The organism is Prauserella endophytica, from assembly GCF_005146945.1.
Lineage (GTDB): Bacteria > Actinomycetota > Actinomycetes > Mycobacteriales > Pseudonocardiaceae > Prauserella_A > Prauserella_A endophytica.
In genome coordinates this window covers 84,679-107,499 of the sequence record NZ_SWMS01000002.1, presented here as the reverse complement: position 1 = coordinate 107,499, position 22,821 = coordinate 84,679, and the positions used below count along the sequence as shown (strand labels likewise).

21 protein-coding genes are annotated in these 22,821 nt (G+C 68.8%); 5 read left to right on the top strand and 16 right to left on the bottom strand.

Annotation, left to right across the window (positions count from 1 at the left end; translation table 11 throughout):
* Positions 1 to 285 precede the first annotated feature (285 nt).
* On the top strand, positions 286 to 1,212 hold the full coding sequence (locus FCN18_RS04510) for a DMT family transporter (protein ID WP_170200517.1): 927 nt from the start codon (positions 286 to 288) through the stop codon (positions 1,210 to 1,212).
* Here FCN18_RS04510 and FCN18_RS04505 read toward each other — a convergent pair.
* From FCN18_RS04505 to FCN18_RS04450, 12 genes are all read right to left on the bottom strand, one after another.
* A complete protein-coding gene (locus FCN18_RS04505; protein WP_112273414.1) occupies positions 1,191 to 2,048 on the bottom strand; it encodes a class I SAM-dependent methyltransferase in 858 nt (285 codons plus the stop codon). The genes FCN18_RS04510 and FCN18_RS04505 overlap by 22 nt on opposite strands.
* 251 nt (positions 2,049 to 2,299) lie before the next feature.
* Complete coding sequence (locus FCN18_RS04500) at positions 2,300 to 2,704, bottom strand: hypothetical protein (RefSeq protein ID WP_112273415.1); 405 nt, start codon at positions 2,702 to 2,704, stop codon at positions 2,300 to 2,302.
* 108 nt (positions 2,705 to 2,812) lie between these two features.
* On the bottom strand, positions 2,813 to 2,998 hold the full coding sequence (locus tag FCN18_RS04495) for a hypothetical protein (RefSeq protein WP_137093445.1): 186 nt from the start codon (positions 2,996 to 2,998) through the stop codon (positions 2,813 to 2,815).
* A gap of 25 nt (positions 2,999 to 3,023) precedes the next feature.
* Positions 3,024 to 3,521 carry an enoyl-CoA hydratase/isomerase family protein gene (locus tag FCN18_RS04490; protein WP_112273419.1) on the bottom strand — a complete coding sequence of 166 codons (498 nt, stop codon included), beginning with the start codon at positions 3,519 to 3,521 and terminating at the stop codon, positions 3,024 to 3,026.
* Between the two features lie 76 nt (positions 3,522 to 3,597).
* Positions 3,598 to 5,247, bottom strand: coding sequence for a chaperonin GroEL (gene groL / locus FCN18_RS04485; protein WP_112273421.1), 1,650 nt, complete (start codon positions 5,245 to 5,247; stop codon positions 3,598 to 3,600).
* 18 nt (positions 5,248 to 5,265) lie between these two features.
* Positions 5,266 to 6,291, bottom strand: coding sequence for an NAD(P)-dependent alcohol dehydrogenase (locus FCN18_RS04480; protein ID WP_113643485.1), 1,026 nt, complete (start codon positions 6,289 to 6,291; stop codon positions 5,266 to 5,268).
* Entirely contained in the window at positions 6,288 to 7,019 is a 732-nt protein-coding gene (locus tag FCN18_RS04475) for an iron-sulfur cluster assembly protein (protein ID WP_112273425.1), read from the bottom strand. Before FCN18_RS04475 ends, FCN18_RS04480 begins: the two co-directional genes overlap by 4 nt.
* Positions 7,019 to 8,026, bottom strand: coding sequence for an amidohydrolase family protein (locus tag FCN18_RS04470; protein ID WP_112273427.1), 1,008 nt, complete (start codon positions 8,024 to 8,026; stop codon positions 7,019 to 7,021). Before FCN18_RS04470 ends, FCN18_RS04475 begins: the two co-directional genes overlap by 1 nt.
* Before the next feature lie 102 nt (positions 8,027 to 8,128).
* Positions 8,129 to 8,467, bottom strand: coding sequence for a propane 2-monooxygenase effector subunit MimD (gene mimD, locus FCN18_RS04465; protein ID WP_110343514.1), 339 nt, complete (start codon positions 8,465 to 8,467; stop codon positions 8,129 to 8,131).
* Between the two features lie 8 nt (positions 8,468 to 8,475).
* The gene (locus tag FCN18_RS04460) at positions 8,476 to 9,588 is read right to left on the bottom strand and encodes an aromatic/alkene monooxygenase hydroxylase subunit beta (RefSeq protein WP_137093443.1); all 1,113 of its coding nucleotides are present in this window, start codon (positions 9,586 to 9,588) and stop codon (positions 8,476 to 8,478) included.
* 19 nt (positions 9,589 to 9,607) lie between these two features.
* The gene (locus tag FCN18_RS04455) at positions 9,608 to 10,654 is read right to left on the bottom strand and encodes an FAD-binding oxidoreductase (protein WP_137093442.1); all 1,047 of its coding nucleotides are present in this window, start codon (positions 10,652 to 10,654) and stop codon (positions 9,608 to 9,610) included.
* An 82-nt stretch (positions 10,655 to 10,736) separates the two neighbouring features.
* On the bottom strand, positions 10,737 to 12,374 hold the full coding sequence (locus FCN18_RS04450) for a ferritin family protein (protein ID WP_112273433.1): 1,638 nt from the start codon (positions 12,372 to 12,374) through the stop codon (positions 10,737 to 10,739).
* A gap of 179 nt (positions 12,375 to 12,553) precedes the next feature.
* Between FCN18_RS04450 and FCN18_RS04445 the strand changes: the two genes are divergently transcribed.
* Both FCN18_RS04445 and FCN18_RS04440 read left to right on the top strand, forming a co-directional pair.
* Positions 12,554 to 14,341, top strand: a complete 1,788-nt coding sequence (locus FCN18_RS04445) for a sigma-54-dependent Fis family transcriptional regulator (RefSeq protein WP_228713643.1) — start codon at positions 12,554 to 12,556, stop codon at positions 14,339 to 14,341.
* 94 nt (positions 14,342 to 14,435) lie between these two features.
* Positions 14,436 to 14,897 (top strand): STAS domain-containing protein, encoded by a 462-nt coding sequence (locus FCN18_RS04440; RefSeq protein ID WP_112273435.1) that lies wholly within the window; start codon positions 14,436 to 14,438, stop codon positions 14,895 to 14,897.
* Between the two features lie 6 nt (positions 14,898 to 14,903).
* Here the strand turns inward: FCN18_RS04440 and FCN18_RS04435 are convergent, their stop codons facing one another.
* From FCN18_RS04435 to FCN18_RS04420, 4 genes are all read right to left on the bottom strand, one after another.
* Positions 14,904 to 16,169: a sigma-70 family RNA polymerase sigma factor gene (locus tag FCN18_RS04435; RefSeq protein WP_158303043.1), complete on the bottom strand. Its 1,266-nt coding sequence runs from the start codon at positions 16,167 to 16,169 to the stop codon at positions 14,904 to 14,906.
* A gap of 152 nt (positions 16,170 to 16,321) precedes the next feature.
* Entirely contained in the window at positions 16,322 to 16,522 is a 201-nt protein-coding gene (locus FCN18_RS04430; protein ID WP_112273439.1) for a hypothetical protein, read from the bottom strand.
* Between the two features lie 648 nt (positions 16,523 to 17,170).
* The gene (locus FCN18_RS04425; protein WP_137093437.1) at positions 17,171 to 18,394 is read right to left on the bottom strand and encodes an NAD(P)/FAD-dependent oxidoreductase; all 1,224 of its coding nucleotides are present in this window, start codon (positions 18,392 to 18,394) and stop codon (positions 17,171 to 17,173) included.
* Positions 18,395 to 18,460: 66 nt separating this feature from the next.
* Positions 18,461 to 21,325, bottom strand: a complete 2,865-nt coding sequence (locus FCN18_RS04420) for an ATP-binding protein (RefSeq protein WP_158303042.1) — start codon at positions 21,323 to 21,325, stop codon at positions 18,461 to 18,463.
* Between the two features lie 124 nt (positions 21,326 to 21,449).
* On the opposite strand from FCN18_RS04420, the gene FCN18_RS04415 reads away from it, so the two are divergent.
* Together FCN18_RS04415 and FCN18_RS38990 are read left to right on the top strand one after the other, a co-directional pair.
* The gene (locus FCN18_RS04415) at positions 21,450 to 21,896 is read left to right on the top strand and encodes a hypothetical protein (RefSeq protein WP_137093433.1); all 447 of its coding nucleotides are present in this window, start codon (positions 21,450 to 21,452) and stop codon (positions 21,894 to 21,896) included.
* Positions 21,897 to 22,595: 699 nt separating this feature from the next.
* Complete coding sequence (locus tag FCN18_RS38990; protein WP_158303041.1) at positions 22,596 to 22,772, top strand: hypothetical protein; 177 nt, start codon at positions 22,596 to 22,598, stop codon at positions 22,770 to 22,772.
* Positions 22,773 to 22,821 lie beyond the last annotated feature (49 nt).

The following is a 22,821-nucleotide window of genomic DNA, read 5'->3' as shown; positions in this document are numbered from 1 at the left end:
GCGCATTGGATAATGATCGACACTTTTCGTCAGCACCGGTTTCACCCGGGGCTCACGCGGGGACCGCCGAGCGCCCACGGCTCCGCCGGTGCTCGCCCCGCACCGCGCCAGCCGCGCCCGGTGCGACCGAGGATCCGCGCCTCGGACGCTGAAGGGCGGCGGCGAAGTTCCTGGGTGACCGTTGACGTCCGGCGAGCGGGACGACCGAGCGACTCCCGGCCCACCGCGCGAGGGACTTTCGCCCCTGCCGGGGAGGGCGGCGCGGCGCGCACGCTGTGGCCCGTGATGCTCGTCATCCTCCTCTGCTTGCTCGCCGCGGCGGCCAACGCCGCGGGTTCGGTGCTGCAGCGGCTCGGGGTGCGCACCCTGCCCCACGGCATGCGGATGTCGGTACCCGTGCTGCGCATGCTCGTCCGCCGGCCGGTCTGGGTGCTGGGTGTGGCGGCGATGCTCGCGGGGCTGGCTTTGCAGGCCGCGGCGCTCGCGTTCGGCCCGATCGTGCTGATCCAGCCCCTTCTGATCAGCGAACTCGGCTTCGCACTGGTGCTGTCGGGGGTAGCCTTCGGCAGCAGGCTCCGCCCTCGGGAGTGGGCGGCGGTGCTGAGCACGGCGGGCGGTGTCGCCCTGCTGCTCGTCGCACTGGCGCCCGCCGGTGGCGACCCGAGCCGCGCCTCGGCAGATTCCTGGCTGCTCGGGTGTGTGCTCACCGTTGGCGCGGTCGCGGCTCTGGTGACGCTGGGCCACCGCAACCGGCTCGCGCACCGCGCGGTGTACCTCGGGATGGCGGCGGGTGTCTGGTTCGCGTTCACCGCGGCATTGGTGGCGGCGATGACCGACGCGCTCGGTGACGGCGGTGTCGCCGCGCTGGTGTCGGCCTGGCAGACCTACGCCATGGTGCTCGCCGGGCCCGCTGGATTCCTGCTGTTGCAGAGCATGCTGCGCGCCGGAAGGCTGGAGGCCTCACAGCCCGCGCTGGTGCTGTCGAACCCGCTGGCGGCACTCGGCTGGGGCGTCGTGGTTTTCGGGGAGACGGTCCGTGGCGAGGCATGGATCACCGTCGAGGTGCTCGCCGCCGTCATCATCGCCGTGTCCACGGCGATGCTCGCGCGTTCCTCACTGCTCACGGACGACCGCGCCCCGGCACCCGGACGGGGAAGCGACAGCGACCAGCAGCAGCCGCGGATCTCCGCTCACCGGGCGGCGACGACATAGGCGGTGCCCAGGCACCGTCGTGCGCCGCGGCTCACCGTGGTCTCCGGGTGCTCCCGCCACCGGCGAGACCACCTCCGCACGAGGCGGTCGAAAGGCGGCAGAAGCGGTGTCACGTCGTAGTAGGCGATGTCGACCGGACGCAGCCCGAGGTCGCCGAGCAGACGGCACAGTCGTCGCCGCGACAAGGCGCGGATACCGGTCCTGCTGGCCGCATGCCTGCGCTCTGGCGGCGTACCCGCCCACCGCTCGACACGGCCCAGCAGGCGGACCGCCGGCCAGTAGACGGACCACTCGAACAACCGGTACGGGCTGCGCGGGTTGAGCATGGTGACCACGACGAGGCCGCCGGGACGGAGCACCCGCGCCAGTTCACGCAACGCGCGCCGTGCATCCGTGTACTCGAGCACTCCCATCGCGACGACCACGTCGAAACTCCCTTCTGGAAACGGCAGCTTCTCGATGTCCGCCACCGTCAAGCGGAGATCCGCCGCGTCGGCGAGTCTCTCGCGAGCAACTTTGATCATCGCCGCTGACTGGTCGCACCCGGTCATCCGGAAGTCAGCCGGGCGCGTATCGACAAGATGGCGCAACAACACACCGGGGCCACAGCCCGCGTCGAGGAGATCACCACCACGACTGTCGCGCAGGACCTCGTCGACAATGTGCAACCGCGAGTGAAGATATCGTGCACCGGGGCCCCAGCCTTGGTGCGACGCGGCGTACCGTCGTGCGTCCGTCAGAGTTTCGTATTGGGCGGCGGCAACGGTTTCGGCGCGCTCGCGTCGTCCGGTGAAGCCGCCTCGCCGGGATCGGATGACGGGCACATCTGCCTCCATCGGTTTGACTTTCCTGCCGATAGCCGGAGATGCCGGTGATCAGTGCTGGCCCGCCACGAGACGACGAGCAATAGTCAGGAAGTCGCAGCCCAGGACCTGCCGTTACGGCTACGACAGAACAGTGGAGTTGAAGCCGGCAACCGCGGATCCCAAACGCATTCGGGTAGCCACCTTCCGTTCGCCCGACGTTCCCTCTGGAGACCACTTTGGACCGATCCCGGTGTTCGTGGCGTTGGAGAAGCTCACGGATGTCACCTTCCCGTGGTGCTCCGTCGAGGCAGGATGACCCGGGGCGCGACCCCGCTGTCGGCGTTGACCACGAGCAGGGCGACGAGGCCCAGCGCGGCCAGCAGGGCCATCGGCCCGGTCATCGATCCGGTCACCGGCCCTGGCTCCGGAAGCGCGTAGGGCGCCGCGATGGCGCGGCCGGTCGCGACCCTGGGACTCCGGGTACGCAACACCAGGTCGACCACGGGCTCACCCTCGGACGGCCGCTCCACGGCCAGCGCGACGACGACGAGTGCGCACGCCGCGGTCACGCTGAACGCCGCCCACTGCCCACGTATGCCGTGCCGCACCAGCCCGCCCGCCACCGCGATGCCGAGCACGACGAGCATCCAGACCGGGACCACGTCGACGATCCGCCTGCGCACCACCGCCTGCCGGCTCCCCGGCCTGACCGGGCGAACGCGAGCAGCTCACCGAGCCACCCGCCGAACAGAACGGTGGCGACGACCGACCACAACGAGCTCCCGTCGTTCCCCTCAGCCACCCGCATCGATCTGCCAGCCGGAGCGAGCCAGCGCGCGGCGCGCCCGCTCCAGGCAGACCGAGTGCGCACCCCTCCGGGCGACCTCGTTCTCCGTGGAATCCGCGTTCTCCCGATCGTCCTTCAGCGCCAACCCGCACCCTGTCGATGAGGTGTGGGGGCCGTCGATCTGCTCACTCACCGCCACCGAAACACCCTTCGACTCGTCAGCCGGTCGTACGCGCCATGACCGCGTTCCCGCGGAGACGGCCGATCTGTCGCAGGCTCGCCTCGATCAGCTCCGCGGCAGCGCACCGGTGTTCCACCAGCCCCACGGTCACCGCCGTCCTCGCGCAGTAGGACACGCCGCTCCGGGGTGAGGGCTGGAGGAATCCCCCGGACATCACCCGGACGTCGGCGGCCTCGGCCAGCAGGTAGCCGGCGCCCACCGCGTCGCCGTTGACGGCGGCCACGACGGGGAGTGGATGGGCTCGCAGCTCGCGCAGCACGCGCCACAGGTAGGTCCGTGCCCGCGTTCGGCCGGGGCCGATCATCGGGTCCAGGTCGGGGGCGAACACGCCATCGGCACCCGTGAGGACGATCGGATGGACCGCTCCGACGTAGGTGATGGCCGCGCTCAAGCCTTCGAGCACCTCGCCGGTGAGAACCGGCCCTGTCCGGGTTCGGATCACGATCGTTCCCGCCTGGTACTCCAGGTCGATCATTCGCGGCCTCCTGTCGTGCTCGGGGCCTGCCGCGCCTGGCGCCGCCGTGATCGGGGGGCACCAGGCGCGGGTCGGCCTAGTAGATGTTCGACGGCCGCACCATGCCTTCGGCGAGGTCGCCGAAACCGGGATCCACGATCGCGCCGGGGTTGACCAGCACCTCCTCGACAATCGCGGTCTCGGTGGTGATCAGGAGCGCCGCAATGGATGCCGCGCTCTCCAGCGCCGAACGGGTCACCTTGAGCGGATCGACGACACCGGCGGCGAATAGGTCGCGGTACTCGCCGGTGAGCGCGTCGAACCCGCCACCGTTGTCCATGGCGGACACGTGGTCCACGACCTCGTCGCCGTCGTAGCCCGCGTTGGACGCGATCCACCGCAGTGGCTCCCCGAGCGCCCTGCGCACGATCTCCCTGCCCTGCGCCGCGTCGCCGTCGAGACCGACCAGGTCCACCCAGCGCGCGGCCTGCGCCAGGGGGGCACCGCCGCCGGCCACGACTCCCTCCTCCAGCGCCGCACGCGCCGCCGCGAGCGAGTCCTCGACCCTCAGCATCCGCTCCTTGAGCTCGACGCTGGTCGCCCCGCCGACGCGCACGACGGCGATCCGGCCCGACAGCCTGGCGATGCGCAGCTTCAAGCTGTCCTGGTCATGCTCGATCCGGGCTCGCTGGAGCTGCTTGTCGAGCTGGCCGATCCGGGCCCGCACGGTCGCCTCGTCACCGGCGCCACCGATGATCGTCGTCGTCTCCTCGGTGACCGTGATGTGTTCACAGCGCCCGAGATCGCGCTCGGTGACCTCGGTCAGGGTGACACCGGAGTCCTCGCTGACCACGCGTCCGCCCAGCGCGGCGGCGAGATCCTCAAGCTCGGCCACTCGCCGGTGACCGAAGCCGGGGGCGCGCACCACGACAGCCGGGCAGGTGCCGTGCACGTTGCCGCTGACGATCATCTGCAGGGCCGGGCCGTCGACGTTCTCCGCGAGAATCACCAGCGGCCGGTCGAGACGGCGGGCCGCCTCCACGGTCGGCATCAGCTCCTGCACCTGGCTGATCTTCTTGTTCGTCAGCAGGATGACCGGGTCGTCGTAGGAGGCTTCCATCCGCTCCCGGTCGGTGACCATGTAGGGCGAGGTGTAGCCGTGGTCGAACTCGATCCCGTCGACCAGCTCGACGCTCAGGCCGGTCTGCTCGGACTCCTCCACCTCGACGACACCCTCACGTCCCACCGCGGCCAGCGCCTGCGCGATCACTCGGCCGATCCGCTCGTCGTCGCTCGCCGCCAGTGTCGCGATCCGCTCCAGCTCCGTCTCTCCCGCGACCTGGGTCGCCGACTTGCGAAGCCACTCGACGACGGCCTCGACCGTCTCCTCGATGCCGCGGCGCACCCGCATGGGGTTGGCCCCCTCACCGAGCGCGGCCATGCCCTCCCGCACCATGGCCTGTGCGAGCACGGTCGCGGTGGTGGTGCCGTCGCCGACGGCGCCGTTGGTCTTCATCGCGACTTCCTTGACCAGCTGAGCCCCCATGTTGGCGAACGGCTCCCGCAGTTGCACCTCCCTGGCGATGGTCACGCCGTCGTTGGTGATGGTCGGCGGCCCCGTCAGCTTCTCCAGCACGGCGTTGCGCCCCTTGGGCCCCAGGGTGACCTTCACCGCGTCGGCCAGCGTGTTGACACCGAGCTCGAGCTGGCGCCGCGCATCGACACTGAACCGCAGCTCCTTCGCCATGGTTGCTTCCTTTCCTGATCAGGGGATGAGAATCGCGCGGCCACGAACCTTGCCCGCGTTCAGGTCGTCGATCGCCCGCTGGCACTCGTCCAGCCCGTACCGGGCTGTGTGCAGCTTCACCTTGCCCTGGGCGGCGAGCACCATCAGGTCCTGCAGATCGGTGTACGAGCCCACCAGGTTGCCGATGAAGTTGATCTCCGTCGAGATGATGTCGATGGTCGGCACGTCGATGTTCTCGCCGTACCCGATCACGTAGTAGTTGCCCGCGCGGCGCAGCATCCGCACGCCTTCGGAGGTGGTGCCGCCTTCGCCGACGAAATCGAGTACCGCCTCCGCACCGTGGCCGCCGGTGTACTCGAGGACCTGCTCGACGTGGGTACCGTCGGCGACGACCGTGACGTCGGCGCCGACCTGCCCGGCAAGCTCGAGCGCCTCGGGGTTGCGGTCGACCACGATGAGGGTGGCCGCGCTCATCGCCTTCATGCACTGGATGCCGATGTGGCCGAGGCCGCCGGCTCCGATGATCACGCAGGCGTCGCCGGGACGGAGGGCACTGGCAGCCTTGGCGGCCGCGTGCTGGGCGGTCAGCCCTGCGTCGGCCAGCGCGGCGACGTCGGCGGGTTCGAGGCTGTCGTCCAGCTTCACGCATGACCGGGCCGACGTGAGCAGGTACTCGGCGTAGCCGCCGTGGGTGTCGATGCCGGGGAACCGCGAGCTCTCGCAGTGCACGTCGTCGCCGAGGCGGCAGGCCCGGCACAGGCCGCACGTCATCAGCGGGTGCAGAATCACCTTGTCGCCCACCGTCACGTTCGTCACGGCGTCACCGACCGCTTCCACCCAGCCGGCGTTCTCGTGCCCGATCGTGTAAGGCAGGGTGACGCCCGACTTCTCCGCCCACTGGCCCTCAAGAATGTGGATGTCGGTGCGGCACACCCCGGCTGCGCCGACCTTCACCACGACGTCCAACGGCCCGGTGATCTTGGGCTCGTCGACGTCCCGCAGTTCGAGATTCTGGTGGTACCCGGTTACCTGTGCGGCTTTCATGCGTGGCTCCTGGAGTTGGTGACGACCGGGGCCGCCTGGTCGGCGTCGGCGTACCGGGTTGCGAGCAGGCCCCGGCAGAAGTGGGCGTTACCCTCGATGGACACGCGGGTGGTGGCCGCCAGCCGCAATCGCAGCGCCACGTCGGTGGTCGCGATCGGCGTGCCGTCGTGGTCGACCAGCACGCGTGCGTGCGGATGGTTGGGCAACCCGATGGCCTCACGCCGTCGCAGCAACGCCGACTTGAGCGGGTTCACGGGCAGATCGAACAACTCCAGCAGCGGCAGCTCTTCGATCGTCCAGGCGCCGCTGGCCAGCAGCGACCGGCAGCACCGTTCCATCGCGGCCAGATGTGCCTTGCGCCGGAAGGTGCGGCGGAGCTCGTCGAGACTGTCCTCCGCCTCCACCCCGAAGGTTCCGACGTACCCGAGCCCGGCCGCGGTACCCTGGTTGATCTTGTCGGAGTCATGGTGGTCGTCGAGCAGCACCCGCACCCGGCCTGCTTCCGGCACCGCCGCCAGGGCGTCGTAGGCATCGGCGACCATCAGGTAGGCGAAGTTGGGCGCACAGAACGAGGTGGGCAGCCGCAAGTGCACCTCGACGCCGCGGTCGTCGATGGTCACGGACCGGACGAACCCCAGTTCCGTCACAGGTTCGTCCAGCTCCGGGTCGATCACCGTCGCCAGCGCCGCGAGAACCTCGGCCTCCACGGACCGGACCGTTCTCGTCATCACACACCCGCCCCCGTGACCTCACCGGGCAGCCGGGACTGCCGGGGCACGTCGAGGTCGTACAACGCCGCCGCGTTGAGCCCGAGGATCTTCCTCTTCTGTTCCGGGGTGATCGCGGGATACTCCGTCATGTCCTCGGGGATCTGGAAGTCGACGAACTTCTCGACGAGCCACTTCGGCGTCCACAGGGCGTAGTCGCTGCCGAACAAAATCCTGTCCTCGCCGATCCAGTAGAGCAGCTCCCCGATGATCTGGGCGAAGTACCGCGGCCGGGTGTGGATGAAGGGCATCGCGACCGCGAGTCCACCGTAGACGTTCGACTCCTGCGTGGCGATCCAGCAGAAGTCCTCCAGCCGGGGCAGGCCGACGTGCTCGACGACGAAGTTCAGGTCGAGGTAGTCGGTGGCGACCCTGTCGATGTCGGCGACGTCGAACGCGTCCCGGTCGAGCGGGCGGATCGTCGGTCCCTTGTGGACGTGGATGTTCCTGATTCCGAGCTCGAGGCACTCCTCGAGGTAACGACGCGACCACGGCTCATCGAGCTTGTAGCCTCGCGAGTCGCCGTGCCACTCGGCGGTGTAGAGCTTGACGCCCCGCAGGTTCATCCGCTCGGCGTCACGGCGCAGCTGCTCCAGGCCGGCCTGACCGTTGCGCGGGTCGTAGGCGTGGTTGTAGGTCAGCTTGTCGGGGTACCGCTGGGTGAGTGCGAGCGCCTCCTCGGTCTGGCCGAAGCCGTTCTTGTAGAAGTCGCTGAGCAGCGTCGCCTGGAAGATGGCGTGGTCGACGTAGCCCTCCTGAAAGAGGTCCTTCATGAACCTTTCGGCTCCGTAGTAGGTGTAGGTGTCGTAGTCCCAGACGACCTCTTCGGGGCTGAGGTTCCTGTGGTAGTCGTAAAAGCAGTCGATGAACTGCTTGCCGTGCACGTTCTTGTGGTTCGACGCCCGGCCATCCCAGATGTGGACGTGCCCGTCGACGACGTAGTACCGCTCGCCATCCTTCTCGTACATCGAAGCTCCTCACCCTGTGCTGTGCTCGTGTGCTGTGGAACGGTGGTGGCGGGACTCCCCCTTGCGAAGGTCCCGCCACCACCCGGATCGGTCTGCCCGGCGTCAGCCGTGTGCGAGCAGGTCGAAGCCGATGTACTCGGCGGCGTCCTCGGGGTTGGCGAACAGCAGTGTGCGGTCGTCCAGGTGCACCATGCGACCGTAGTGCGTCGAGCTGATCTCCTCGAAGATCGAACCGTCGAAGGACTCGCCGAGTGCCTCGGTCAGCTCGTCGTAGTCGAACTCCAGTAGCCTGGTGCCGTCCACCCGGATCATGGAGGGGTACTCCACGAGCGAGACACCCTCCTTGGTCGCCATCACGTCGGCGACCACCCGCCCCACCGGGGTGTTCATCAGGGTGACGCCGCACATGTTCGACGACCCGGCCTGGGAGCCGAACTGCATGCTGTCGCTCACTTCTCCAACTCCTTCGGTACGTCGAGCCCGATCTCCTCGAGCAGCTGGCTGAACTTTTCCTTGGTCGCGCCGAGCGAGTCGGCGAACGTGAGTGTCTTCTCCGCCGGCTGCGACCAGATCGGCTGTAACGCGTGGGCGGCGTCCAGGCACGGCGGCACCCACTTCGCCAGCCACTGCCCGAACAGTTCCCGGTTGCTCTCGCCGAACTGCTCGTCACGCGTGAGCAGCCGGAACAACGCCCGTGTGTAGCCGAGGTCCCGGCTGTAGTCGTGCTCCCCGGTGCCGACGATGGTCGGCGTGATGTAGTCGCCGTTCTTGGCGGCGATCTGCATGACCAGCTCGGACCGGAAGAGCTGACCGACGAGCTGCTCGAAGACGACGTTGGTGCCGAACAACAGCTCGGCCCAGTCGCCGACGGCCGTCAGCTCCTCGACGACCTTGCGGGTGGGCTGCCATTCCTCGGCCGAGGCCCACACCTGCTTGTGCACCGAACCGTCGAAGGTGTCGAGCGACTCGGACAGGTCCAGGTTGAACAACGCGAGGTCCTGGGCGAAGCGCATCTTGTGCGCCGCGTTGACGGCCACCGCGGTGTTGATCATGTTCGTCGGGCCGGAACGTTGGATCGACGTGAAGACGTGCAGCGCCATGCCGTTCTCGGCGTGCATCCAGGCGCCGAGGTTGCTCGCGATGAACTTCTGCCAGGCCGCGTTCCAGTTGCCGTAGGCGCCCGCGCGCTTGGCGTTCTCGAGGCACAGGGAGACCTGGCGCACCACCGCGGAGTTGTTGCGGTAGATGGTCTGCTCCCACTCCTCGTTGGGGTCGAGGAACGCGTGCCAGTCGGACGATTTCGCCGCCGTCCACTCCTGCGGGTAGCCGCCGGGGCCGTCACCGAAGCCGTAGATCCACCCCTGGCTGAGGTGCCGCTCAGGATCGGGCTGCACGTCGACGGTCACGTCCTCGTACACGGTCGCCCGCAGCTTGGCGGGCTTGAAGTAGTTGTAGGTGCGGCTCTTCGAGCTCGGGAACTCGAGGGCACCCGCCTCGGAGTCGGTGAACTCCACCTTCGGGAAGCTGCGCACCTTCGGCGCAGACGTTGCGCTGTTCGCCATGTGACATCTCCTCTGATATCTACTCGTCACGAACCGACGTGGTGAACTTGTCGTAGAACACCTGGTCGTCCGGCACGCCCTGCCGGGAGGCCAGCGCCAGCGCGGCGTCCACCATGGGCGGCGGCCCGCACAGGTAGACCTCGGCCCGGTGCAGCTCGGGCTCCCGCGCCTCGACCACGTCGGTGACCATCCCGCGCTCGGCGGTGATGCCGAGTCCCTCGACGCCGTCACCCGACTCCGAGAGGGCGACGACGAACTCGAAGTCGTCCAGCCGATCACCCAGCGCGCGGATCTCGTCCAGATAGAACAGGTCCGCAGGGGTGCGGGCGCCGTAGTAGAAGCGGATCCGGCGGGCGTCACCGGTCGCGCTCAGGTGCCGCAGCAGGCCGAGGACGGGTGCCATGCCCGCTCCGCCCGCCATCAGTACCAGGGGCAGTACGTGCCCGTTCTTGAGGGTGAAGTTGCCGTACGGTCCCGTCAGGTCGATCGTGTCACCGACCTCGATGCCCTCGTCCAGCAACGAGGAGAACCGGCCACCCGGGTACTTCTTGATGACGAACTCGATGTGGTCGCTTGTGGACGGTGTCGTCGCCATCGAGAAGGACCGGCGCTCGTCCGTGCCCGGGATTGTCAGGTCGGCGTACTGACCGGGCTTGAACTCGTACGCGGCCGGGTCGACCGGCTTGAGCTTGAGGCCCACGATGTCGTGCGTGTGCGGAACGATCTCCACGACCTCGGTCCGGATCTCCTGCAGCGGGGCGGAGTTGAGCAGCTCCTCCTCGTCGAAGTTGAGCAGCTCGATCGTGCAGTCGCTGAAGGCGTGTGCCCGGCACAGCAGCACGTAGCCCTCCTCGACCTCGGCATCGTTGCAGGCGAACGTCGAGTAGCGCTCCATCTGGATCTCGCCGTCCAGTACGTAGGACTTGCACGCCGAGCACTGACCCTCGCGGCAGCCGTGCATGAGGTGGATGCCCTGGCGGAACGCGGCATCGAGGATCTTCTCGTCCTCGCGGACCTCCATCTCGATGTCGACCGGTTCGAAGGAGATGCGATGTTTGTCGGCCATTGGTCTCTCGATTCTCGGGAGCGGACGGCGGCGGCGCCTCGGGCCGGCGGCCACCGCCGTCCGCTGGTCCTCCTGGAGGCCGTCAGGCGGGGCACACGTTGGGGTTGGCGCGGTAGGCCGCCGCCCACTCCTCGCGCTCGGAGTCGGTCATCTCGTTGAGGGTCACGTTCGGGCTGGCGAACCGGATGCCGCGGAGGTCGTCCAGCGTCCACAGCTTCTTCTGGTCGTCCAGGTCCAGGTGCGGCTGCGGGATGAGGGTCTTGCCGTCGTCGCGGACGTAGCCCAGGTCCTTCACGATGTCGGCGAGGTCCCGGTCGTGGTGCAGCGTCTCCCACTCACGCTGCCCGGTGAGCCTGCCCATGTTCGGGGTCTCGCGGCCCTCGTACTCTGGGCGGAAGGCGACCTTGTCGGTCCAGGCGCAGGTCTCCGAGCAGTAGGTCCGCCACTGCTCGTCGACCTTGTCGACCACCAGGTCCTCCCGGACGAGACAGGGCACCATGCAGGTCCAGCAGCGGTGCGGGTACTCGTACCCGACCTCCTCGAAGGCGATCGGCTTGTTCCGGCCCGGATACCGCAGCCGGTTGTAGGACTCCCACCACTTGCCGAACTGGTTGTACCAGCCCGGGTACTTGTCCTCGAACCATTCGAAGTCGGCGTCGGTCATGCCGTCGATGCGCCAGTAGTTCACCGGCCAGCCGGTGGCGAAGAACTGCGCCACGCGGTGCACGTAGAACTTGTTCGTGATGCGGTTCCACGCCTCCTCGACGAGGTCGTGCGGGATCACCAGCCCGTACTTCTCCAGCGGGAGCAGGTAGCTGCGGTAGTAGTCGTCGTAGATCCAGCGGCGCCACATCTCGGCGTAGGACTCGCGGTCCTTGCGACGGTCCTTGGTTCCGTACTCGATGAAGGTGCCGATGGCGGCGTCCACCACGCAGTGGTTGTTCCACCAGGCGTAGCGCAGGTCGCGTTCCAGCAGCGGGCGGTTGCGCTCGTCGGCCAGCGCCATCAGGAGGATGGAGTAGCCGTTGCTGATGTGACGGGACTCGTCGGACTGCACCGAGTGGAAGACCGTGGGCAGCAGGTAGTCGCCGTTGGCGGCGGCCTCGTCGGGCATGGCCACGAACAGCGTGTTGGTGAACGCGGTCTCCGCGACGACCGTCAGATAGATGTTGGCCGCGGTGATCGCGTCACCGGTGATGAACCCTTCGCCGAACTGGCGGCCGATGGTGCCCGCGTAGTTGTTCGCGAACGCCTTCTCCGTGATGTCGAACCCGGCCGGGTCGATGTAGTTGTTCATGTAGAGCTTCTTGAGGTTCATCTGGATCGTCGAGTGCCGGACCTCGTCGATCATCTGCACCGCGAGTCCGTTGTGGATCTCCGGGTTCGGCACCGCGTCGATGGCCATCGGCATCGCCCGCGCCGCGGAGATCTCCGGAAACGGGATGATGGACAGGAACAACTTCTGCCACTCCAGCCAACGCTGCTGCACCTGCCGGAACATGTTCCCGCGAATCGCGCCGTCCATGGCCCCGAAGACGCGGTTGTCCTTCTCCTCCTCCATCGGGAAGTACGACCGCATGATCTGCTTGAGCGGGTCCTTCTTCGGTGCCTTCTCGAACGTGTAATCGGTGCCGAAGCGAGTCGCCGGGGTCGCGAACGTCGGCTCCCAGGACAGCTCCGTGATCTTGTTGTGCGCCTTGGTGAGACTCTGCCTGCTCAATTCAGCCTCCTCGAGAACCGGGGTCAAATTGCCCGGCGGTCGTCACTGACGGAGGAGAGTGTGTTGCGCATCGCAGGTACGTTCTGTCTCAATGTGAGACTGCGCGCCCAACGGGTGCCCGCCACGATGGCTGTGTAGGTCGGGGCGGGCCCCAGCACGCAACGTCAAAGGAGACGGTGGTGACGACGCACGGACACAGGTCGGACTCGCAGGTCAGCGTCCTGCGGGAGAAGTTCCTCGAACGTCCTCTGCCCGAGCTTCCCGGCGTGCGGGACATCATCTCCGCCTCCTGGCGGCGCGCGCTCGAACACCAGGTCGACGCCGAGGAGCCGGACCCGGTGTTCGTCGCCGACCGCGACGAGGAAAGCATGCTGGTCCGCAGTGCCACGCCGATCCTGGACAACCTGTGCACCGAACTCGCCGCACACCCGGTCGCCGTCCTGCTCACTGATGCCGACGGCCTGGTCGTGCACCGGTCAAGCGTGGACCGGTCGCTCGACTCCGGCCTCGATCGCATCTCGCTCGCACCCGGCTACAGCTACGCGGAGGAGTCGATCGGGACCAATGGGATCGGCACCACGCTCGAATGCCAGCAACCGGTGCTCGTGTCGGGATTCGAGCACTTCAACAGCCGCCTGGCGGACTTCGAGTGTGCCGGAGCACCGATATACCACCCCGTGCGCGGACAGCTGGTCGGCGTACTCGATCTGACCTCCTGGGCGGGCACACCGGGTCCCCTGCTCCTGACGCTGGCGCGCCGGACGGCCAAGCAGATCGAGGAAGCCATGCTCGCCGGCACGGGCGCCCGCGAGCTGGCGCTGTTCCGCGAGTACCTCGTGTCCTGCCGCCGGGGCTCGGGCGCGATCCTCGCCGTCAACGAGGACGTGGTCATGGTCAACAACCACGCCCGGGAGCTGTACGACGCGGCCGACCGGGCGGCTCTGATCACCCACAGTGCCGACGTCGCCGGATCGTCCACACCAGTCACCGTTCTGGCCGATCTCCCATCCGGCGTGGTCGCCCGGCTGGAGTACCGGCCCGTGTACAGCGGCTCGGTGCTCGCGGGCGGGGTGTTCCGCGTCAAGAGCCAGGCAGCCTCGCGACGCACGGCCGGCCACGCCGATCCGCGGTTGACCGGAGTGGTCGGCGGCAGCCCGGCCTGGCGGCAGGCGTGCTCCGCCGCGCAGACGAGCTTCACCAGCGGCAACTGGCTGGTGCTGATCGGTGAACGCGGCACTGGGAAGGCAGCGCTCGCGCAGGCCGTCGCCCGCCATCACGCACCGGGTGGGCACCTGATCGTCCGCGACTGTGAGGGCGTGGACGACTTCGAGGCATGGGCGGCGGCACTGGCCGACGAGGTGATCGGAGGAAACTCACCGGCGGTGGTCCTGCAGCACGCCGACACACTCGGCACTGAAGGCATGCGGCGCCTCACCGACGTGTTCACGACCTGGCAGGCCGCTGCCCCGGCCGAGGCTCCCCAGTGGGTCGCCGTCACGCTCAGCGACGCACCACACGACCCCGATGCCGCCGGATGGCTGATGCCCTTCTTCGCGCACACCGTCGAGGTGCCACCGCTGCGTCACCGCACCGAGGACCTGCGCCGCCTCGTGCCGCACCTCCTGGCGCGCCACGCGAAAGGGCGCCACCTGATGCCCTCGGACGCATGCCTGCGCCAGCTCATGCGCCTGCCGTGGCCGGGGAACGTCCGGCAGCTGGGCCGCGTACTGGCCGAGGTCTCCCGGCACCACCGCTCCGGCACGATCGAAGTCACCGACCTTCCCGCAGAATGCCGCACCGTCACACGACGCCAGCTGACCCAGCTCGAGTCGATCGAACGGGACGCCATCGTCCGCAGCCTCGCGGCCAACCACGGCAACAAGGAGCGCGCGGCGGCCGACCTCGGCATGTCGAGGGCCACCATCTACCGCAAGATCCGCTCGTTCGGCATCGTGCCCGGCCACTGAACCGGAGCCCCTCACACGGGTGAGACCTGCCGCTCGAACGGCGGATCAGACGTACGGTCGGAGGTTCGTTGTCGCCGAACGAGCACAGGCAGTCGTGGAGCGAGACGCCCCTGGGGAGATCTCGTCCTACGTGGCCGGATTGGACTTTGCCATGGCGGAACACAACCGAGAGCCGTGCGCTGCCGAGCCTGGTTCGAGTGCGCTTTCTGTCGAGGTCGTCCGCCGTGAAGCCTGCTGTGTCGTGACCCTGGCGGGCGAGATCGACATGGCCACCGTTGACCAGGTTCAACGCGCGGTGGGCGACGAGCCCGCCGGAGCGACCGAAGCACTGATCGTCGATTTCTCCCTCGTGACCTTCTGCGGCTCCAGCGCCGTGAGCTACCTGCTCCAGCTCGCCGAGCGCACTCGCGCGCGCGATGCCCAGCTCGCCATCATCCCGTGCCGCTACCTGAACCGGGTGCTCGAGATCGTGGGCCTCCAACGAGCAATGCCGACATACGACACATGCGCGGATGCGATCGCGGCCACCGGCTGCGCGCGACACGGCGTCGCGTAGGGGCCCTCAACGTTCCGCCGGGTCGGCCGCGACGACGTGGAGCGACAGCGCTGGCGGTGCCGCCACCGGGGCGAGCGGATCATCGGCCGGAGGAGCCTTCTCGACGATGGACGGTGCGCCGCGTACCGCACTCGCGGGAACGCCCTCCGGCAACGACCGCGGTACCTCGTCCGGCCCCGGCCCAGCGCCGGGGACGGAGAGCAACGGGTCAGCCGCTCCGGGCGGGGAGGGCGTGTCCGCGGGAGGATCCGGGTGCCTCACCCGGTACGCGCAACACGCGGTCCGGAGAGCAGGGACGTCTCCCGCCCGCGACGCCACCGATCGCTCGGCCGCTGTCGCTCCCTCGAACTGGTACGGCAGAGCAGTTGTCTGCGGTGCGACGACCGCGGTCACGCCGAGTGTGATCCCAACCGCGATCTTTCCGCCGCCGGAGGCGACAGCGGCCACGACGGAGGAGTGCGAGGCCACGGCGCTGGGCGCGACGGAGACAGACGGGCTCACCGGCGATGCCACGGCCGGCGCCGCGCCACACAGGGCGGGGGCGAACACGCCCGGGAGCGCGTTGTTGACTTCCTTCAGCGCCGTGGCCACGTCACGGCATGCCGGGCAGTTGTCGAGGTGCCTGGTCAGGACCCGAGAACGCCCGTCGCGCAGTTTGCCGCGCACCCAGGTGCCGAGGTCAGCGCGGAAACGCTCACAGTCGGAGTCCACCGCGTACGGCACGTGCGCCTGCAGGAAGGCCTGCCGAAGCCCCTCACGCGCGCGGACAGCCAGAGCCGCCGCGGCGTTGGGCTTGATCCCCAGCATCTTGCCCACTGTCGCCGCCCTGCGGCCTTCGACCTCCGAGTACCACAGCACTGCCCGCCAGCGCGCGGGCAGGCTGGCGAAGGCGGTCCGTGCGAGCTCCGCAGACCGGCGGTCCTCGGCCCGCTCGTCGGCTCCTGCGGCGCGCATCACCTCCGGCACGTCGGCATGCAGCTCCACCCGCCTGCCGCGGCGTCGCGCGGTGGCCACCACGTTACGTAACGTGGCCAGGAGATACGCGCGGAATCGCTCATCGGGACCGCCACCCTGACGGATCGCCGAGAACACGCGTGCGAACGCGTCGGCGACGAAATCCTCGCGGTCCAGAGCGCCTGCCTCCAGCAGGCTCGCCACTCCCAGCGCCGCACCGACGTGACGCTCGACCAACTCCGCGTAGGCATCGACGCGGCCATCGCGTACCGCGGCGATCAACGCAGCATCGTCAGCTGCCTCATCGTCGCAGGTCATGGGAGCCTCCGGTCCGTCGTGGCGAGCCATCGACGGAGGGACGGCACAACTGCCTGGCCATGACGGTAAACCCGTGCACACCATGCCGCAGATGCCACATCGCCACATCGACAAGTGCGCAGCACAGCGCGTCGAACCGGGCCGCCGGACCGCTACTGCCGCACCGGCTCCGCCTGCGTCGCGGCAGCGGCGGATGCCGCCACCTCGCCCGGCTCGTCCACCTCACCCGCGACGGCGTCCGGGTCGGACTCGTCAGCGAGCGGCCATCCGTGCCGGCCGACGATCTGATCGAACAGAGGCGTCGACTCCCCTTCGCCGCCGTGTCTCGAGCCCGCCGCATGATCGCCACTCATGGCGCCCCCTCTACATCGACAATCCGTTCCGCCTTCACCCAGCTCGGTTCGCGATCCGCGGCTGAATCAGGCGCCTTCACCGGAACCCACCACGTGGTCGTGTACTGATCGAAAACCGGCTCGGCCACCACTGTCGCCCGGCGGCAAACACGACTCCAATCGCGACGATGGGCAGCCAGATACGTCACTCGATCACCGATCCGCCAACGGCCGTGACCGTGCCCGGTCATGTCCCCTCCCACACAAGCTCGCTCCGACAACCAGCGGGAAACGGCCACGCGAGACTAACAGCTCCGGGCTACGACGGAAAACGAGTCACTTGCCCGGGGGATAACGGGCGATCGGTTAACGGCGCGAAACGAGAACGACAGGCGAACGAGGAAAAGAGCAAATCGGACAACGGATTCGAGCTTCAGCCATGCCCGTCGCTGTCACCTCACCGTGAATCATTGTGGCGAAATCACTCCCGCGTCATTGTCTGCTTGGTCGATGAACCACTACCGGAGACCTCACTCACCTCACGATCACGACGAGCTCGTCAAACCCGTCCGCAGTGAAGGCCACCCTGCCTGCGTTGAACGCAGTGATGGTGGCCTTCACTGCAGAAGGCGGAGCGATGAAACGGGCCGTTGCCGGGCATGGTTCTCGTCAGCCGACCGCGGCCGTCCTCGGGGTCGGCGCCATGATGCGGGCGATGTTGTCCGGCGCGAAGAACTCGGCCGGTGAGATCGTTCCCGCGGTGACGCTCACGAAGTCGGCCATGGCCTCCTCGTCGCCCGCGAGAGCGCCGAACAGCTGTCGCATCTCGGGTGGCGGTGGCTCCATGGTCGCCAGCTGCGTGGCGAACTCATAGATCGGCAGTCCGCGTTCGTCACGTACTCGCTGGTAGCCCGCCATCGCCACGTCGTAGGTTCGGAGGCCGCGCAAGTACTCGTCCAGCGCGCCAGCGCACAGTTCGGCGCTCGCGAACGCGTCGCTGATGCCCTTCGGGACGACCGGGTCCTTGTTGTAGCCTGCGTCGCCGACCAGCGCCCACCCAGGACCGTACGGCTTGCGGAAGTAGTTCCACACCCCGCCGCCGAGGAACGGTTCCACCCGGGCGGCGGCACGGACGCGCTCGGCGAAGGCCGGCGCCAGCTGGGCCGTCTGCCAGAAGCCGGCCTCGGGGTCGGATTTGAGCGCCCGCATTTCCGCGACCGGCCAGCCGAAGACGACGAGCGTCAGATCGTCGTTGGTGGGAATCGCGCCCATCGCGCGGCCGGGCCGGATGATGAACTGCACGCCGTCCACCGGCAGGTCGCGGAAGAAGGTGTAGTAGCCGTACTGCAGCTTGGGTTTCTCGTTGTACTGCTCCGCGCCCACCCACTTGGCGACGTGCGAGGTGCGCCCATCGGCCCCGATCACCACGCGAGCCCGCTCGACCACCGGGTGGCCGTCCGCGCCGTGGCCACGGATACCGACGACGCGACCGCCCGACACCAGCAGCTCGTCTACGTTGAAGTGCTCGCGGACCTCGGCGCCCGCGTGAGCCGCCGCGTCGACGAGGATCTTGTCCAGAATTCCGCGGCGCGGCGCGTACGCGGTGCTGACGCCCTCCACGGGGCGCGGCGTTCCGCCCAGTACCACTTCCCCGAAGTCCAGCAGCCATGACCGAAGCGGCGGGCACCCTGAGGCGACCACCCGCCCGAGCAGTCCCCATCGCTCGAGGGCGGCCACTCCTGGCGGCTGAATGATCAGCGTTGACAGCGTGTCGCTCGGGAACGTGGCCCGGTCGACCAGCAGCACGCGGTGACCCGCGCGCGCCAGCAGCATGGCGGTTGGCGATCCGGCGCATCGGGCGCCCACGACGATCGCGTCGTACTCAGCGGCCATGGCGTCCTCCTCGTGCATCGACGTCGACCACCAGCGTGGTCACGAGGGCGTTCCGCGAACGTTCCGTCACGTGCTGGCAGGGTGCTGCCTGGCGAGGAACTTCGCCCGCAGGCGTTCCGCCTCCGGCCGCCAGATCACCGAGCTGGTCAGCGTGCTGAGCTCGTCGGCGACCTGCAGGCCGGTGTCCGGGTCGCCGGCCACGTCGCACGCGGCCAGCAGGATGCGCAGCAGGGCCGACCGCAGTCCGGGCGCGGCCTGCTCCCGCACTCGCGCGGCCGCCACGATCCGCCGGATCCGCGCGATTCCCTCGGCCGGCCGGCCGTCGACGACCTCGAGGTAGGCGGCGAGAGCCGCGATGGCCGCGTCGATCTGCTCCCCCGCCACGGGCGGTGCCACTGCCTTGCCCCGCTGCACGAACCGCCGAAGCGCCGACACCTCGCCCATGTCCAGCGCCAGCAGCGAGGCGAAGAGCAGCGTCGTCATCAGGCTGTACGGGTGCGCGATCTCCTCGGCGCGGGCCAGTCCCCGGTCGCGAGCTCGGATCGCGGCCTGCTCGTCGCCCAGGAACCAGTAGGTCAGCGCCAGCCGGGTCAGGCAGATCACCAGGGGGTCCTGCGCGTAGCGGAGCAGGTGCTCGCGACGGTTCTCGTCACGATAGGTCGCCACCGCGCGTTCCAGGTGCTTTCGGGCGGCCGTCAGCTCGCCTGCCCAGAACGCGGTGACGCCGAGCACGTAGTCGCCCTCCACGCGCAGGACATCGTCGTCCTCGCGCTGCCCGCGATCGCGTAGTGCGGTGCCGTGCTCCCGTGCGGCGGCGAAGTCGCCGAGCGCCAGGCTGCCCAAGCCGAGGGATCGCAGCAGCGGCGGCGACGGCTCGGCGCCCAGGGAACGGCACAGCTTCAACGCGCGCCGGTGTGTCTCGTGAATCCTCGCCGAGGCGTAGCCCTCGCTCGCCACCAGTGGAGCGAGCAACGCGTTCGACAGGTCGAGCTCACAGGTCCAGCGCCGTCTCGACTCGGGCAGGGAACGCACGAGCTCCAGCGCACGGGTCAGATGGCGGGCCGACTCGGCATGCGCGTAGAGCTGCTGGGCCACCTCGGCGGCGTGAGCGTACGCGGCGACCGCCTGCTCGATCCGCTCCGCCTCCTCGTAGTGCCGCGCCAGCCGGCCGCTGACACTGCCAGGGTCCTGCTGGTAAGCGGCCTCCAGCGCTCGCGCGACCCGTCCATGCAGATAGCGACGTCGCACCGGGCTCAGCTCCGCATACACCGCCTCGCGAATCGTGTCGTGGCTGAAGTCGTAGGCCCTCGTGTCGTGCTCACGGATGATCCGGCGCCGCCACAACTCGTCCAGCCCTCGGATGACGACGTCCTCGCTCACCTGCCCGGCCAGGGCGAGTACCTCGGCGGTGAACTCGCGGCCGACGGTCGCAGCGACATCCACCAGCTCACGCGCCGCTGCGGAAAGCTGCGCCACCCGCGCCTGGACCACCGCCTGCACCTTCGGCGTGAGCACGTCGCCCGCACGCAACGCCTCGACGATGAACAGCGGGTTGCCCTCGGTCTGCCGGTAGAGCGCCGCTATGTCCGCGTCGGCGAACCGTTTCCCGGACAGCTGCTCGGCCAGTACTGCCGTCTCGGACCGGTTGAGCCGATCGAGATCGATCTCGGTCACTCTCTCGGCCAGCCGCAGGGCGTTGAGCAGCTCGCCGACCGGGGTCGCGGTCTCGATGTCCTCACGCCGTGCCGTGGCGACCACCAACAGCGGGGCCGATGGCCGGGTCCGCACCACATAGTGCAGCAGTCGCAGTGCTTCACGGTCCCACCACTGCACGTCATCGGCCACGAGCAAGACCGGAGCACCGGACGCCAGCAGAGCCTGGACCACAGCGTCGTACAACCGCTGCCTCTGCTCGCTCTCCGGTAACCGCAGTGGGCGCGGCACCGTGGCCAGCAGCTCCGGCAGGAGGCGTGCCAGCTCGGTGAGATACGGCGCGGCCAGGGCCCGCAGACCCGCGTTGAGCCGCTCCGACCGAAGCCACGCCACCACGGGGCCGTACGCCAGCGCACCCTCGCCGGGATACGCGCGGGCCACTGCCGTGACAGCGCCGCGATGGGCACACCACGCCCGGAACTCCTCCGCCAGCCGGGTCTTGCCGATTCCGGGCTCGCCGGCGAGCAACACCACTTGAGCCGCTGTGCGCGCCTGGCGCCATCGGGCCGTCAACGTCGCGCGTTCCGCGGACCTGCCGACGAACGACGTCCCGCCCACCCGCGAGATCTGCTGGACGTCGTCCGGCGACAGCAGCGCGTCGTAAACCGCACGCGTCACCGCCGCAGGCTCGATGCCGAGTTCCCGCTCCAGCGTCGCCGCGCACTCGTGGTACACCCTGACGGCGCTCGTCCGATCACCCTGGGCGTCGTGCAATCGCATCAGCAGCCGATAGGTCTCCTCGCGCATCGGCTGCTCCCGCAGGAGCCGCTCGGCATACCGCACCGCGCCGGTCAGGTCGCCGCGCTCGTGAGCCGTCGCGACCAGCCGCTCCAGCGCCTCGACGAAGGCGTGTCGCAGCCGAGCCCGCTCTCCCTCCACCCACTCGTCCGCGCGGCCCACCAGTAGGTCGCCGGTGTACAGGCGGACGGCAACGTCCCAGGACCCTCTGCTCAGCGCCGCCTCGAACTCGGCCACGTCCAGGCGGTACGGCGGGTCCGGTCGCCAGCTCAACGTCCGCTGTGTCACCTCGAGATGCCGGTCGATCTCCGGCCACGAACGGCGCAGGTTGTGCAACACATGCCGCAGGTTGGTCAGCGCCTGCGCCTCAGTGGAGTCTGGCCACAGAGCGAATGCCAGCCGCTGCCGTTGCAGCGACTGGTGCCGGTGCAACAGCAGGAAGGCCAGCAGCGACTCGCCGCGAGCGGAATCCAGGTGCATCGGGGCCCCGCCTCGGTGCACCTGAAACTGTCCGAACAACCGGATCGCGAGCGGCGGATCCGTCACAATTCCGGACCGTAGGATCCTCGGCCGCGTCTGTCTACGGGCGCACGAACCCATATCTGTGTTCCGAGCAGACCGACACCATTTCCCGCGCTCGACGTGGCGCTGGCTTTCGAACGGCGAGCACGGCTGGGCGTTGGCCGTGGAGGCACGCTGCCGCGACGAACTGGTGGTGCTTTCCTCCCGGACACTGATCAGTCCGAACTCCGCCGAACGGCTCGACGACGATCTCGTCGACACCACCGACGGAGGAACGCCGATTTTGTCCTGCCGCCACCGCGGCGAGGTCCTCGGCGAGACCGCAGTGGCGGCGGCCGAACTCGCATTCGCCCACGAGGGTCCTGCCACCTCGGCCGGACCACAGATCATCGCCAACGCGGCCTGCTGCATCGACCGGCCGTCCACCTGCCCGCGGGCGAAGCCGGTGTCGCAAGGGGCATTTATGTCCACCCTGGGCTTGACAGAAGCTCCAGTACGCGCTATAGAAATTAGCAGAAGCGGTACATGACCTGGTGTCCATGAACGAGGTGCCGGGGAGTGATCGACGATGCAGGACACCACGCGCCATGCGGCGACCAGTGACTTCGCGGAGCTGGTCTGCGCTGATCCGGCGTGGCTGGACGCGGAGTTCGACGCGATCGTGGCCGCCAACTTCGCTGACGTTCCCCCTGTTCCCCCGACGCGGCCCGGATCCGCGGGCCCCCGACGGCCGGGGCGCACGCTGCGGCTTCCGGCCGTGGCCCGGATGAGCGGTGGTGTGGTGACCGGGGCGGTGGAGGGACGACACCGGCAACGATCCCCTCCGCGAGAGCCAGCCTTCGCGTCCACGGAAGCAGAACGGTGAACTCGGAAGGCAGGTGATGCCGCGGTTCATACCCTCGCACCAACCGATCTGTTGTGGTGGGCTGTCCGCTCCACCCGGCCGGCGAGACCCGATGGTTCCCGGCCCGCGCCTCGCGACGCAACCCGGCGGCAGCCCACCCGCTCCGGTCGGCGGGTGCGAACCGCACCCTTGCATTTCTCGCACAATCCTTGCGACAGCTTCCCTTCGACACCGGCTCGGCCCCGCCAGGGCTGCGGCGGGGCCGGGCCAGCCTCGGAAGTGTGCAGAACGCCATCGCCGGATCGGCGAGGCCGAGCAGATCAGCGCCTGAGCCCGCGCACCGCGACGGCCACGACACCCGAGCACACGTGGGAAGGAACCGCCATGCTGGACCACGCCAACAGCCACGACGTCGCCGACCAGCAGCGCCCGGCCCATCCCGCGGTCGCCGAACCCGGGGATGGTCCCGAGGCCGCCGGGTCGCTCGACGCCGACCCGGCCGACCTCGCCGACCAGCTTCACGAGGTGCCGATGCTCGACGAGCCCGAACCCTGGCTCTGACACTCCGCAACCGTGTGCCATCCCGGCATCACGACATCCGTGGGTGAGC